General features: G+C 68.4%; 12 protein-coding genes. 4 read left to right on the top strand and 8 right to left on the bottom strand.

Annotated features, from left to right (window positions below; translation table 11 throughout):
- Positions 1-37: 37 nt before the first annotated feature.
- Positions 38-1,120 (bottom strand): anthranilate phosphoribosyltransferase, encoded by a 1,083-nt coding sequence (trpD, locus tag JOF44_RS00355; protein ID WP_209885947.1) that lies wholly within the window; start codon positions 1,118-1,120, stop codon positions 38-40.
- A gap of 233 nt (positions 1,121-1,353) precedes the next feature.
- On the opposite strand from trpD, the gene ctaE reads away from it, so the two are divergent.
- The 4 genes from ctaE (at position 1,354) to qcrB (ending at position 5,749) form a co-directional block, all read left to right on the top strand.
- Entirely contained in the window at positions 1,354-2,085 is a 732-nt protein-coding gene (ctaE, locus tag JOF44_RS00350; RefSeq protein ID WP_342591614.1) for an aa3-type cytochrome oxidase subunit III, read from the top strand.
- A gap of 91 nt (positions 2,086-2,176) precedes the next feature.
- Positions 2,177-2,977, top strand: a complete 801-nt coding sequence (gene qcrC, locus JOF44_RS00345) for a cytochrome bc1 complex diheme cytochrome c subunit (protein WP_209885943.1) — start codon at positions 2,177-2,179, stop codon at positions 2,975-2,977.
- Between the two features lie 8 nt (positions 2,978-2,985).
- Positions 2,986-4,050 (top strand): cytochrome bc1 complex Rieske iron-sulfur subunit, encoded by a 1,065-nt coding sequence (gene qcrA / locus JOF44_RS00340; RefSeq protein WP_209885940.1) that lies wholly within the window; start codon positions 2,986-2,988, stop codon positions 4,048-4,050.
- Between the two features lie 4 nt (positions 4,051-4,054).
- Positions 4,055-5,749 carry a cytochrome bc1 complex cytochrome b subunit gene (gene qcrB / locus JOF44_RS00335; protein WP_209885937.1) on the top strand — a complete coding sequence of 565 codons (1,695 nt, stop codon included), beginning with the start codon at positions 4,055-4,057 and terminating at the stop codon, positions 5,747-5,749.
- Positions 5,750-6,010: 261 nt separating this feature from the next.
- Here the strand turns inward: qcrB and JOF44_RS00330 are convergent, their stop codons facing one another.
- The 7 genes from JOF44_RS00330 to JOF44_RS00300 form a co-directional block, all read right to left on the bottom strand.
- The gene (locus JOF44_RS00330; RefSeq protein WP_209885934.1) at positions 6,011-6,283 is read right to left on the bottom strand and encodes a hypothetical protein; all 273 of its coding nucleotides are present in this window, start codon (positions 6,281-6,283) and stop codon (positions 6,011-6,013) included.
- Positions 6,284-7,007: 724 nt separating this feature from the next.
- Positions 7,008-7,424 (bottom strand): cytochrome c oxidase subunit 4, encoded by a 417-nt coding sequence (locus JOF44_RS00325; protein ID WP_209885931.1) that lies wholly within the window; start codon positions 7,422-7,424, stop codon positions 7,008-7,010.
- A gap of 1 nt (position 7,425) precedes the next feature.
- Entirely contained in the window at positions 7,426-9,138 is a 1,713-nt protein-coding gene (ctaD, locus tag JOF44_RS00320) for an aa3-type cytochrome oxidase subunit I (protein ID WP_209885928.1), read from the bottom strand.
- Positions 9,135-10,058: an aa3-type cytochrome oxidase subunit II gene (ctaC, locus tag JOF44_RS00315; protein WP_209885925.1), complete on the bottom strand. Its 924-nt coding sequence runs from the start codon at positions 10,056-10,058 to the stop codon at positions 9,135-9,137. The genes ctaD and ctaC overlap by 4 nt, the downstream gene beginning before the upstream one ends.
- 367 nt (positions 10,059-10,425) lie before the next feature.
- Positions 10,426-10,785: a HesB/IscA family protein gene (locus tag JOF44_RS00310; protein ID WP_209885923.1), complete on the bottom strand. Its 360-nt coding sequence runs from the start codon at positions 10,783-10,785 to the stop codon at positions 10,426-10,428.
- Positions 10,786-10,861: 76 nt separating this feature from the next.
- The gene (locus JOF44_RS00305) at positions 10,862-11,131 is read right to left on the bottom strand and encodes a hypothetical protein (protein ID WP_209885920.1); all 270 of its coding nucleotides are present in this window, start codon (positions 11,129-11,131) and stop codon (positions 10,862-10,864) included.
- A complete protein-coding gene (locus JOF44_RS00300) occupies positions 11,128-12,558 on the bottom strand; it encodes a dipeptidase (protein WP_209885917.1) in 1,431 nt (476 codons plus the stop codon). The genes JOF44_RS00305 and JOF44_RS00300 overlap by 4 nt, the downstream gene beginning before the upstream one ends.
- Positions 12,559-12,629 lie beyond the last annotated feature (71 nt).

The following is a 12,629-nucleotide window of genomic DNA, read 5'->3' as shown; positions in this document are numbered from 1 at the left end:
CGTGCGCGGTTCCGGGACGCCTGCCGGCCCGGGACGTTCACGCCTCCTCGGCGAACGCCTCCTGCGAGGCGGCGGCCCAGCGCCGGACCAGGTCGATCGGCCGTCCGGAGTCCAGCGCCGCGCGCGCCTCGTCGAAGGCGGCGACGAAGCGGTCGAGGAACCCGTCGGAGGCCTCCTGGCCGATGCTATCGAAGGCGAGCACGCCCGCTGCGGCGTTCAGCAGCACGGCGTCGCGGACCGGTCCCATGCGGCCGTCCCGGACACCGCGGAACAGATCACGGGTCACCTCGGCGTTCTCCTGGGCCGTGCCGCCCCGGAGCACATCACGATCGCTGCGAGGGATCCCCAGCAGCTGCTCGGGATCCAGCACGTGCTGACGCACCTGCCCGCCCCGCACCTCCCACACGTCCGACGGAGCGGTCACGGTGAGCTCGTCGAGACCGTCCTGCCCGCGGAAGACCAGTGCGCTGGTCCCCCGTGCGGCGAAGACTCCGGCGACCGTCGGCGCGATCGTCGGATCCGCCACCCCCACGGCGCTCGCCTGCGGCCGTGCGGGGTTCGTGATCGGCCCCAGGATGTTCATCACGGTGGGGATCCCCAGTCCCCGGCGCGCCTCGGCCGCGAACCGCATCGACGGGTGGAAGACCTGCGCGAACAGGAAGGTCATCCCGATCTTCCCGACCAGCTCCTCGACCGCGGGCACCGGCAGGTCCAGACGGACGCCGAGAGCCTCCAGCACATCGGCGGAGCCCGACCGGGAGGTGGAGGCGCGGTTCCCGTGCTTGACGACGGGGCGACCGGTCGACGCGATGATCATCGAGGCCATCGTCGAGATGTTCACGGTCTGCGCCAGGTCGCCGCCGGTGCCGACGATGTCGATCGAGCGCTGCGGGGCACGCACCGGCCGGGCGTGGGCCACCATCGAATCCGCCAGCGCGCCGAGCTCACCGCTGGTGACTCCCTTCGCCTGCAGCGAGACCAGGAATCCTGCGAGCTGCACCGCGGACGAGTTGCCGGACATGACCTCGTCCATCGCCCACGACGCCTCGTGGGCCTCCAGCTCCTGGCCGCGCACCAGACGCGCCGTGATCGTGGCCCAGGTCGGGGTGTTCTCGCTCATGTCTCGATGATCGCACCTCCCGGCGCGGACGGGTCGCGCTGCTCACGGATCGGATCACAGATCCATCACGGCCGCGCACGGGCTGGTCACCTGCCGCTGACGGAAGCGTGTCCCGGTTCGTGACACCGCGTCAGGAGGGATATGCTGACCCCGTCCTGCCGGGGCTGAGCCCTGCGGTGCGCCTGTCGTCGTGAGCCGGCACACCGACCCTGATGACACGACATAATGGTGACGTGACTACTGCGACCTTGCCTCAGCGCTCCCCCGCCGCTGCTCCAGCGGTCAGCCGCCCGAACCCGACGCAGATCGGCACGATCGTCTGGCTCTCCAGCGAGCTGATGTTCTTCGGCGGCCTGTTCGCCATGTTCTTCACCCTGCGGTCGATGGCGCCGGACACCTTCTTCGACGGGGAGTCCAACTTCAAGCACGGCTATGCCCTCGTGAACACGACGATCCTGGTGCTGAGCTCCGTGACCTGCCAGATCGGCGTCTTCCTCGCCGAGGGCAAGTTCCCCTGGGGCAAGCCCTTCGCCCCGCGCAAGCGCCGCAGCGGATCGATCCTCAACGTCGCCGGCTGGGGAATGATCGAGTGGTACACGCTCACCTTCATCATGGGCGCGATCTTCGTCTCCGGACAGGCCTACGAGTACACCGAGCTGGTCGAGCACGGAGTGACGATGTCGTCGACCCCGTTCGGCTCGGTCTTCTACCTCGCCACGGGCTTCCACGGCATCCACGTCATCGGCGGGCTGCTCGCCTTCCTGATGGTGCTGATGCGCTCCTTCGTCTCCGAGGAGTTCACCCAGCACGAGCAGGTCTCCGCGATCTGCATCTCGTACTACTGGCACTTCGTCGACATCGTGTGGGTCGTCCTGTTCTTCGTCGTGTACATGCTCGATCCGCTGTCGACGCAGTTCAACTCGGGTCACTTCATCCCGGTCGACTTCGACTGGAGAATCTTCTGATCCCCGCGCCCGCACCCCCCGCGCGGCCCGGTGCGTCCTCCCCCTCCTGTCCCTCCCCCGCACGTCCCCTCCACGAATCGAGGTCCGAACCGTGAAGGCACTCGCCGCACGTCGTCATCACCCGATGGCGCTGCTCGTGATTCTGCTCCTCGCCCTGGTGGCGACCGGTGGGCTCTATGTGGCCTTCCAGCCGCAGACGGCCCAGGCCGAGACCTACACGCAGGACGACGTCGAGGCCGGGGAGGCGCTCTTCCTCGCCAACTGCGCCACCTGCCACGGCCGCGATGCGGCGGGGTCCGTGGACTCCGCGGGCGAGACCATCGGCCCCTCCCTGATCGGTGTGGGCGCCGCCGCCGTCGACTTCCAGGTCGGGACCGGCCGGATGCCGATGCAGATGTCGGGCCCGCAGGCCTGGGAGAAGCCCCGGCAGATGAACGAGGAGCAGACCCGCCAGCTCGCCGCGTACGTCGCGTCGCTGGGCCCCGGCCCCTCCGTCCCCGAGGACAAGTGGCTCGACACCTCCCAGGGCGACGCCACCAAGGGCGGGGAGATCTTCCGCGTCAACTGCGCCATGTGCCACAACGCCGCCGGCCAGGGCGGCGCGCTGACCCGGGGCAAGTTCGCCCCGCCGGTCGTGGGCGTGGACCCCAAGCACGTCTACGAGGCCATGGACACCGGCCCGCAGAACATGCCGGTCTTCAATGAGACGAACCTGTCCCCCTCGGACAAGCGCGACGTCATCACCTACCTCGAGGAGCTGGAGGAGAACGGCTCCCCCGGCGGCATCTCCCTGGGCTCCCTCGGCCCCGTGACCGAGGGCCTGTACGCCTGGACGATCATTTTGACCCTGCTCCTCGGCTGCGCCGTGTGGCTGGGGGCGAAAGCCAAGTGAATACGAGCATGAACACGAATCCCCCCAGCAGCCCCGTGCCCTCCGGGATCAGCACCGTCGCCCCCAAGGACGGCGGAGGGTTCCCCAACCCGGGGCTCCCCCCGCACGCCCATCGTCAGTCCGATGTCTCGAAGGCCGCCGAGAAGCGCGCCGAGCGCCTCGTCGCCGGCATGTTCCTGCTGTCCGTCCTGGGCACGGCCATCTTCATCGCGGCGTACTTCGTGGTGACCCCGACCGGCACGAACCTCTTCGCGGAGGAGGGCACACCGCAGGCCCTGTGGTGGTCCAACCTCGTCACCGGCCTGGGCCTGGCGATCGCGGTGTTCTTCATCGGCGCCGCCGCGGTCCACTGGGCCAAGACCCTCATGCCCGATGAGGAGATGGTCGAGGAGCGCCACGACATCCGCGGCTCCGACGAGACCCGCGAGATCGCCGCCGGCATCATCACGGACGGCCTCGAGGAGTCCGGGATCGGTCGTCGGCCCCTGATCGTCACGGCCATGGTGGCCTCGCTGGCCGCCCTGCCGATCGCCGTGCTCGCGCCGCTGTCGACCCTCGGGCCGCTGCCGGGCAGCAAGCCCTTCCACACCTTCTGGGGCCAGCACCCCGGACAGCGTCTGGCACGTGACCACGACGGCACGCCCATCAAGCTGGCCGACGTCGCGATGAACTCGATCTTCCACGTGATGCCCGAAGGCCTGACCGAGGAGACGCCGCACCTCCTCGAGGAGCGGGCGAAGGCCGCCACGATGGTCGTGCGCTTCGACCCCAAGCTCGGCAAGAACCCCGAGAGCATGGCCAACGGTGTGGACGGCGTGCTCGCGTTCTCGAAGATCTGCACGCACGTCGGCTGCCCGGCGGCGCTCTACGAGCAGCAGACGCACCACATGCTGTGCCCCTGTCACCAGTCGACCTTCGACGCCACCGATGGCGCGAAGGTGGTCTTCGGCCCCGCGCACCGCCCGCTCCCCCAGCTTCCGATCGAGGTCGACGACGAGGGGTACCTGGTCGCCCCCGGCGACTTCCCCGAGCCGATCGGTCCCAGCTTCTGGAACATCCACAAGGACAAGTGATCCCATGACGACCACGACTCCCGAATCCCGGAAGCCGGCTTCCGACGACGCGAGCAGCTCGCGCATGTACAAGCTCGGCGCGGTGGGCGGCGACTGGCTGGACCAGCGCACCTCCGGCGGCGGCTTCGTCAAGTTCATGGCCCGCAAGATCTTCCCCGACCACTGGTCGTTCATGTTCGGCGAGGTCGCGCTGTACAGCTTCGTCATCCTGCTGATCTCGGGCACGTTCCTGACGATGTTCTTCGACCCCTCCATGGAGGAGGTCGTCTACGACGGCCCGTACGTGCCGCTGCAGGGCGAGACCATGTCGCGGGCCTACGAGTCCACGCTCCAGATCTCCTTCGAGCTGCGCGGCGGTCTGCTCTTCCGCCAGATGCACCACTGGGCATGCCTCGTGTTCATGGTCGCGATCTTCGTGCACATGTTCCGCGTGTTCTTCACCGGTGCCTTCCGCAAGCCGCGTGAGCTCAACTGGCTCGTCGGCTTCTCGCTGATGGTCCTGGGCATGGTCGCCGGCTTCTCCGGCTACTCCCTCCCGGACGACGTGCTCTCGGGCAACGGCGTCCGCATCATCGACGGCCTGATGCGCGCGATCCCCGTCGTGGGCACCTATCTGTCCATGCTGCTGTTCGGCGGCGAATTCCCCGGCACCGACATCATCCCGCGCCTGTTCACGATCCATATCCTGCTGGTACCGGCGATGATCCTCGGCCTGATCGCGGTCCACATGGTGCTGCTGGTGCTGCACAAGCACACCCAGTACCCCGGCCCGGGTCGCACCCAGCGCAATGTGGTCGGCTTCCCCGTCTTCCCGGTCTACGCCGCGAAGGCCGGAGGGTTCTTCTTCCTCGTCTTCGGCATCATCACCCTGATCGCGGCCACGACAGCGATCAACTCGGTCTGGGTCTACGGCCCCTACGACCCCTCCCCCGTCTCTGCGGGGTCGCAGCCGGACTGGTACATGCTCTGGACGGACGGCGGTCTGCGCCTGATTCCGGGCTGGGAGTTCACCATCTTCGGCTATGTGATATCGCTGAACATGCTGATCCCGATGGCGCTGTACGGCGGACTGCTGGCGGTGCTCGCCCTCTACCCCTTCATCGAGTCGTGGGTGACCGGCGACGATCGCGAGCACCATCTGAACGATCTGCCGTACAACGCACCGGTCCGGACCGGCCTCGGGGTGGCCTGGATCATGGTCTACCTGATCCTCGCCCTCGCCGCGACCAACGACCTCATCGCGATCGCACTGCATCTGTCGATCAACGACATCACCTGGTTCTTCCGGGTGGGCATCTTCGTGATCCCGGTGCTGGCGTTCATCATCACCAAACGAGTGTGTCTCTCGTTCCAGCGCCACGCCCGTGACAAGGCGCTGCACGGCGAGGAGAGCTCGCGGGTGGTGCGCACCGATACCGGGCAGATGCTCGAGATCCACGAGCCGCTCAGCGAGTACGACCGCTGGGTGCTGGTCCAGCACGACGACTACCGTCCGCTCAAGGCCGGCAAGGGGGTCTCCTCCCTCCGGGCGAAGGCGACCAGCTTCTTCTTCAAGGATCGGATCGAGCCGGTCACCCCGGCAGAGCTGCGCGAGGCCCTCGAGCACGCCGGTCACGAGAAGCACGTCATCGATGAGGTCACCGGCGGCGACTACCGCATCCCCGCCGAGAAGGCTCATCACGCGAGTCACTCGAGCTGACGTCGCACCGGGAGGGCGGGTGCCGCGTCGCCTCCGCCTCCCTGCTGGAACGGATCGCCGGAACGGGCCTCGGGACATCGTCCCGGGCCCGTTCCGCTGTGCGTACCGGGTGCTGCTGGCAGTCGGTCCCCTCCGGGGTCTCGAGCACGCTCACGGCACCCTCGCCGGCGGGGGCGTGACGCGCAGGCCGGAGTCACGGCACGCCAGGAACCGTGCAGGCCCCGTGGCGTCCGGATCCTCGGGTCGCGTCGGTCCTCCGGCTCAGCGCAGAACGGGACTGCCGGGCCCGCGGCGGCGCGGCGGGCGCCCCGCAGCAGCAGAGACCAGGTAGCGGGCCGCGATCAGACTCAGACCGCGCTCGGTTCTCCGCAGCACGCGAATCGCCTGCATCGGCTGGGTCTCCGGATCGATCCCGGCATCGGCCAGCACCTGTCGCGCCCAGGACACTCCACGGTCCACGGCCTCGTCGTCGGCGAACAGGCCGCGCACCTCGCGCTCTGCCCGCGCCGTCGGATCGATCTCCCCGCCGATCATGTCCACCCCTGAGCATTGATGTCACCGGGCGCTGCCGGTGGGTCCCGCCACGTTCTCCGCGTCCGGTGAGGCAACGCTAGCATTGCGGATCTTCTGCGCCCTCTGTCGGACGCCCCCGTCCACGCTCAGTCGACTCAGACCGACCCGGGCATGGCCTGGCTCAGATCGACCCGGGCACGGCCTGGCTCACATCGACCCGGGCACGGCCTGGCTCAGATCGACCCGGGCACGGCCTGGCTCAGATCGACCCGGGCACGGCCTGCCGACACGGTACAGCGGGTTTTCTCTGTTCTGCTCGTAACACATTTATTGCACGGTGACCTGTGCGTACGGTGTCCCCTCCGCGATACCCGGCCCGCGGCGAGTTGCTGGGTGACCGTTGCGCACCTGGCGATCCGGACCCCACAGAGCACCCCGAACGCAACGATCGCCGGCCGAGGCAATCCGAATGCACCGGCGGACCTCGGCGGGCGCCCGGACGCACCGGCGGACCTCACCGGCAATCCGAACGCACCAGTGGACCTCAGCGACCGCCCGAATGCACCGGCGGACCGCAGCGGGCGCCCGAATGCCCTGTGCACAGGGCGAGGACCGGGGACCGAGCACATATCGACACAGCGAGCGGGCCACGGAGGCTGGACCGACGACGGCGGCCCCGCATCACGAAAGCGATGCGGGGCCGCCGAGCAGTGCCGGAGAGGCGCCGGAGGTGAGGGGTCGGGCCTCAGTGCTGGTGCTGGCCGACCGAGAACTCCAGCACCCAGGTCAGGATGCCGTAGACGCCGATGATCACGCCGAAAGCGAAGATCCACCACCCGGCGGCGATGCCGAGGAAGCACAGAGCAGCACCGATGGCGGTCCACAGCGGGGCCCAGCTGTACGGAGAGAAGCTGCCCTGGACGCCTCCGTGCTGGGAGACCTCGGCGTCCAGATCGTCGGACGGGCCGACGTCGTTCTTCTTGGCCGCGAGGGTGAGCCCCATGGCGATCATGATCGCCAGGCCGGCGACGGCCAGCAGCGCCGGGAAGCCGGCGGGCTCCACGCCCATCGGTTCGTAGCTGCCCGTGACGTACCCGTACGCCACGGCGACGATCAGGAGGAATACTCCCAGGATCCAGAAGACCTTTGCGGATGCTCTCATGTCAGTTGGTCCTCGCGTTCACGGCGGGCTCCTGCTCGAGCATGTGGTCCTGGAGCGCGACCTCCGGATGATGGAGGTCGAAGGCCGGACGCTCGGACCGGACTCGGGGCAGGGAATGGAAATTGTGGCGGGGCGGCGGGCAGGAGGTCGCCCATTCGAGCGAGGCCCCGTAGCCCCAGGGATCGTCGACCTCGACCTTCTTCCCCTTCGTGTGCGTCAGCACCACGTTCAGCAGGAAGGGCAGGGTGGAGACGCCCATGATCAGGGCGCCGACCGTGGAGATCTGGTTCAGCCAGCCGAAGTCATCCTCGGCCAGGTAGTTCACGTAGCGGCGCGGAGCGCCCATGACCCCGAGCCAGTGCTGGATGAGGAAGGTCATGTGGAAGCCGATGGCCAGCAGCCAGAAGTGCACCTTGCCGATGCTCTCGCTGAGCTTGTACCCGAACATCTTCGGCCACCAGAAGTAGAATCCGGCGAACATCTCGAAGACCACGGTCCCGGCCATCACGTAGTGGAAGTGAGCCACCACGAAGTACGTGTCCTGGACGATGAAGTCCAGGATCGGCGAGGAGAGGATGACGCCGGTCAGGCCACCGAAGATGAAGGTGGTCAGGAAGCCGAGCGTGAACAGCATCGGCGTGTCGAAGGTCAACGATCCTCTCCACATGGTGCCGATCCAGTTGAAGAACTTCACGCCGGTGGGCACGGCGATCAGCATCGTCATGAAGGCGAAGAAGTCGAGCATCACGGCACCGGTGGTGTACATGTGGTGCGCCCACACGGTGACGGACAGCGCCGCGATCGCGATCGTCGCGCCCACCAGCGTCTTGTAGCCGAAGACCGGCTTGCGGGAGAAGACCGGGATGATCTCGGTGGCGATGCCGAAGAACGGCAGCGCGAGCACGTAGACCTCGGGGTGGCCGAAGAACCAGAAGAGGTGCTGCCACAGGACGGCGCCGCCGTTCGCCGGGTTGAAGATCTGCGCGTCGAAGCGCCGATCAGCCCCCAGGGCCAGCAGAGCGGAGGCGAGCGGCGGGAAGGCCATCAGCACCAGCACGCCCGTGATCAACGCGTTCCACGTGAAGATCGGCATCCGGAACATGGTCATGCCGGGCATGCGCAGGCACAGGATCGTGGTGATGAAGTTGACCGAGCCCAGGATCGTTCCGAAGCCCTGCAATCCCAGGCCGAACACCCATAGATCACCACCCAGGCCCGGTGTGAACGTGGTGTCCGACAGGGGGGAGTACGCGGTCCAGCCGAAGGAGGCGGCACCCTGCGGGGTGAGGAAGCCGGCGACCACGATCAGCGAGCCGAACAGCGTGATCCAGAAGGCGAAGATGTTCAGCCGCGGGAACGCCATGTCCACGGCGCCGATCTGCAGCGGGATCAGATAGTTGCCGAAACCGTTGAACAAAGGGGTGCCGAACATCAGCAGCATGATCGTGCCGTGCATGGTGAACAGCTGGTTGTACTGATCCTTCGAGGTCACGACCTGCAGGCCCGGCTCCCACAGCTCGGTGCGGATGCCGAGCGCGAGGAGACCGCCGAACCCGAAGAAGGCGAATGCCATCCCCATGTACATCAGGCCGATCTTCTTGTGATCGGTGGTCGTCAGCAGGCTGAAGGCCTGCTTGCCGAGGCTGGTCTTCTCCGTCGGCTGGAACCGCCCTGTCTCAGGGGTGGCCGGCGCGGTGGTCGTCTCGGCGCTCACTGGTTCTCTCCCTCAGTGGACTCGGTGGTGTAACGAGGGCCGGCGTCATCGCTCTTCTCGCGCATGCTCCACTCCTCCTCGTTGCGGTTCAGGCCCACGCCCAGCTGACCCTCGTAGCCCTGGTCCCTCAGCTCCTGCATGTGCGCGTCGAACTCCTCCTGGGAGACGACCTTGACGTTGAAGAGCATGTCCGAGTGGTACTCGCCGCACAGCTCCGCGCACTTGCCCTCGTAGGTTCCCTCGCGGGTGGGGGTCACCTGGAAGGTGTTGGTGTGGCCCGGCATCATGTCCTTCTTGTACAGGAAGTCCACGACCCAGAACGAGTGGATGACGTCCCGGGAGTCGAGACGGAACTCGACAGTCTGGTCGACAGGCAGGTACAGCACGGGCAGCGACTCCGCGGCACCCGGCTTCCCGGTGGCGAAGGACTGCACGCCGGCAGGCTCATGGACGTCGTCGTCGACATAGTTGAAGTCCCAGCTCCACTGCTTCCCGACGACGTTGACGGTGTAGTCGGGCTCGGCCTGGTGCATCTCGACGTCGCGGGTGTCCTGCTGGGTGAAGTAGAAGAAGGTGAGCACCATGACCACCGGGACCAGCGTGAACATCAGCTCGAGCGGGACGTGGTAGCGCAGCTGGATCGGGAAGCCGGTGTCGTTCTTGCGGCGGCGGTAGGCGATCGCGCACCAGAGCGTCAGGCCCCAGATGATGAGTCCGACGATGACCAGCACACCCCAGGCACCGACCCAGAGGTCCGTGATCGTGCCGGTGCGGTCCGTGACCTCACCGTCCGAGTAGCCGGGCAGGAAGCCTCGCCGCTGCTCGTCGGTGCAGCCCGAGAGGAACAGGGCGGCCAGGGCGAGGCCGGCTGTCGCCACGCGGCGTCCACGCCGCGCACGCTGGGGGACCTGGGGGATCACAGGGTATGACCTTCCGCTCGTCGTCTCCGGTGCCCGATCACCGTGCCGCGCTGAGCTGCGCGACCGGCGCCGGTCCCCGGAGCTGGTACTGATGTGGGCGGGGACATGCCCACAGTGCCGCGCCCGCTCCGTTCAGCGGGCAGAGGGCGGGCGCGCAGCCCGCCGGGAAACGGCACGTCGTCATCATACGGCTTTCTCGGAGCGCGTATCGCATCGGCACGCGCGCTGACCGCGGCCGTCATCGGTCCGTGATCTGACGCCAGGCGTCCCCGAGCACCAGAAGGGCCCGGCCTGGTGACGCGATCGTCACCGGGCCGGGCCCGAGGCTGGTCTGCGCGGAGCATGGAAGCCGCTCACGGAGCGGAGATCAGCTGAAGGAGTCCCCGCAGGCGCAGGAGCTGCCCGCATTGGGGTTGTCGATCGTGAAGCCCTGCTTCTCGATCGTGTCCGCGAAATCGATCACCGCTCCGGTGACGTACGGGCTGCTCATCTTGTCGACGATCACCTCGACGCCATCGAACTCGGCGACCAGGTCCTCGTCCATCAGGCGCTCGTCGAAGTACAGCTGATAGATCAGGCCGGAGCAGCCGCCGGGCTGCACCGCGATCCGCAGGCGCAGATCGTCGCGACCCTCCTGGTGCAGCAGGGTCGTGACCTTCTCGGCGGCACCCGAGGTGAGGGTGACGCCATGGGCGGCGGTCGGGCGCTCGGTCGTGGGCGTGGTCATGAGGTCCTCCTCGAAGCTCGTGTGCCCCCAGCGTACGCTCCGCGGGTCGGGAACGGGGGACGAGGGTCCCCGCCCGTCACAGCACCCCGCGGAAGGCCGCGAGCAGGATCACGACCCCATAGCCGGCCAGGACCCCGAGGATCACGCCGGTTCCCGCATCGCGCGAGCCGCCGCGGAAAACCATCGCCGCCGCGCCGACGAGGACGGCGAGCACCACGAACAGGCCCCACCACAGCAGGAAGTATCCGGCGAGGAAGCCGATGATCAGCCCGAGCAGCAGCAGCGGGACCGCCGCCGGGGAGATGGTGGGGCTCTCCTCGCCCTGGCGTCGGCCCGGATCGCTCACTGCACACCCCGACGCAGCGTGCCGGCATCGCGCAGCAGGAGCGCCTCGGCGAGGCAGACGCGCGCGAACTCGTCCAGGTGCAGGGATTCGTCGACGCCGTGAGCCCGCGATTCGGGATCCTCGACCCCGGTCACCAGCACCTCCGCCGCCGGGAAGACCTCCAGCAGATCCGCGATGAAGGGGATCGAGCCGCCCAGACCGGTGTCCACGGCCGCGGTCGACCATGCGGTGCCGAGCGCGGAGCGGGCGAGGTCCATCGCCGGCGAGTCCTGGTGGGCGCTGTACGGCTTGCCCATCTCACCGCGATGCACGGTGACCTGGGCCGTGGCCGGGGTGTGCCGCTCGAGGTGGGCCACCAGGGCGTCCATCGCCGACTGCGGATCCTCCCCCGGCGGGATCCGCAGGGACACCTTCGCGCGGGAGACCGGCACCAGAGTGTTCGAGGCATCCCGCACGCTCGGGGCGTCGATCCCGATCACGGACAGGGCCGGGCGGGTCCACAGCCGTGCGGTCAGAGGGCCGGTCCCCGAGAGGTCCAGCCCCTCGGGCACGCCGGCGTCGCGGCGGAAGTCGGTCTCGGTCATCTCGACGCCCGGGTCCTCGGCCCGCACCAGGCCCGGAACCGCGACCTCGCCGTTCTCGTCGTGCAGGGTGGCCAGGAGGCGGGAGAGCTGGGTCAGGGAGTCCAGCACCGGGCCGCCGAAGAGACCCGAGTGCACGGCGTGGTCCAGAGCGCGCACCTCGACGACGACGTCGACGAGGCCCCGCAGGCTGGTGGTCAGCGCGGGGGTGCCGACCGCCCAGTTGGCCGAATCCGCGACGATGATCAGGTCCGCCTCCAGCGCGTCCCGATGAGCTTCGATGAAGGGGCGGAAAGTCGGCGAACCGGCCTCCTCCTCCCCCTCGACGAAGACGGTGACGCCGATCCCGTCGGCGGCGAGCTCCTCTCCGACCAGACGCAGAGCGGTCACATGAGCCATGATTCCGGCTTTGTCATCGGCGGCTCCCCGCCCGTAGAGCCGACGCCCGCGCTGGGTGGGCTCGAACGGTGGGGTGCTCCAGTCGGCCTCGTCCCCCGTCGGCTGCACGTCGTGGTGGGCGTAGAGCAGGACGGTGGGCCTGCCCGGACGCGCCGGGGTCCGGCCGATCACCGCGGGGGCACCGTCCCCGACGGACTCGATCCCGACCTCCGCCATGCCGGCCCCGCGCAGCAGATCGGCGACGGCCCCGGCGCTGCGGCGGACCGGCTCGCGGTCGTAGCCCGGGAAGGCGATCGACGGGATGCGCACGAGATCCTGCAGGTCGTCGACCGCGGCGGGCAGCAGCGTCTCGAGCCGGTCGCGGAGGGCATCGAGGGTCGCGCCGTCCTGCTGCGCAGCGGACGGTTGCGCGGCCGGGGTCGTGGAGGAGTCGTTCGGAGTGCTCATGACCAGCACCGTACCGCCAGCATCACCCTTCTGATCCGGCGGAGTGGCAAGTCACCCCGCGCGCACCGGGG

The sequence above is a fragment of the Brachybacterium fresconis genome (assembly GCF_017876515.1).
GTDB classification, from domain to species: Bacteria; Actinomycetota; Actinomycetes; order Actinomycetales; family Dermabacteraceae; genus Brachybacterium; species Brachybacterium fresconis.
This window is presented reverse-complemented; position numbering and strand designations above follow the sequence as displayed.

Coding starts and splice junctions, on each gene's coding strand:
- JOF44_RS00330 (WP_209885934.1), bottom strand. CDS start 6,283: ATGATCGGCGGGGAGATCGATCCGACGGCGCGGGCAGAGCGCGAGGTG.
- trpD (WP_209885947.1), bottom strand. CDS start 1,120: ATGAGCGAGAACACCCCGACCTGGGCCACGATCACGGCGCGTCTGGTG.
- JOF44_RS00310 (WP_209885923.1), bottom strand. CDS start 10,785: ATGACCACGCCCACGACCGAGCGCCCGACCGCCGCCCATGGCGTCACC.
- qcrB (WP_209885937.1), top strand. CDS start 4,055: ATGACGACCACGACTCCCGAATCCCGGAAGCCGGCTTCCGACGACGCG.
- qcrA (WP_209885940.1), top strand. CDS start 2,986: ATGAACACGAATCCCCCCAGCAGCCCCGTGCCCTCCGGGATCAGCACC.
- JOF44_RS00325 (WP_209885931.1), bottom strand. CDS start 7,424: ATGAGAGCATCCGCAAAGGTCTTCTGGATCCTGGGAGTATTCCTCCTG.
- JOF44_RS00300 (WP_209885917.1), bottom strand. CDS start 12,558: ATGAGCACTCCGAACGACTCCTCCACGACCCCGGCCGCGCAACCGTCC.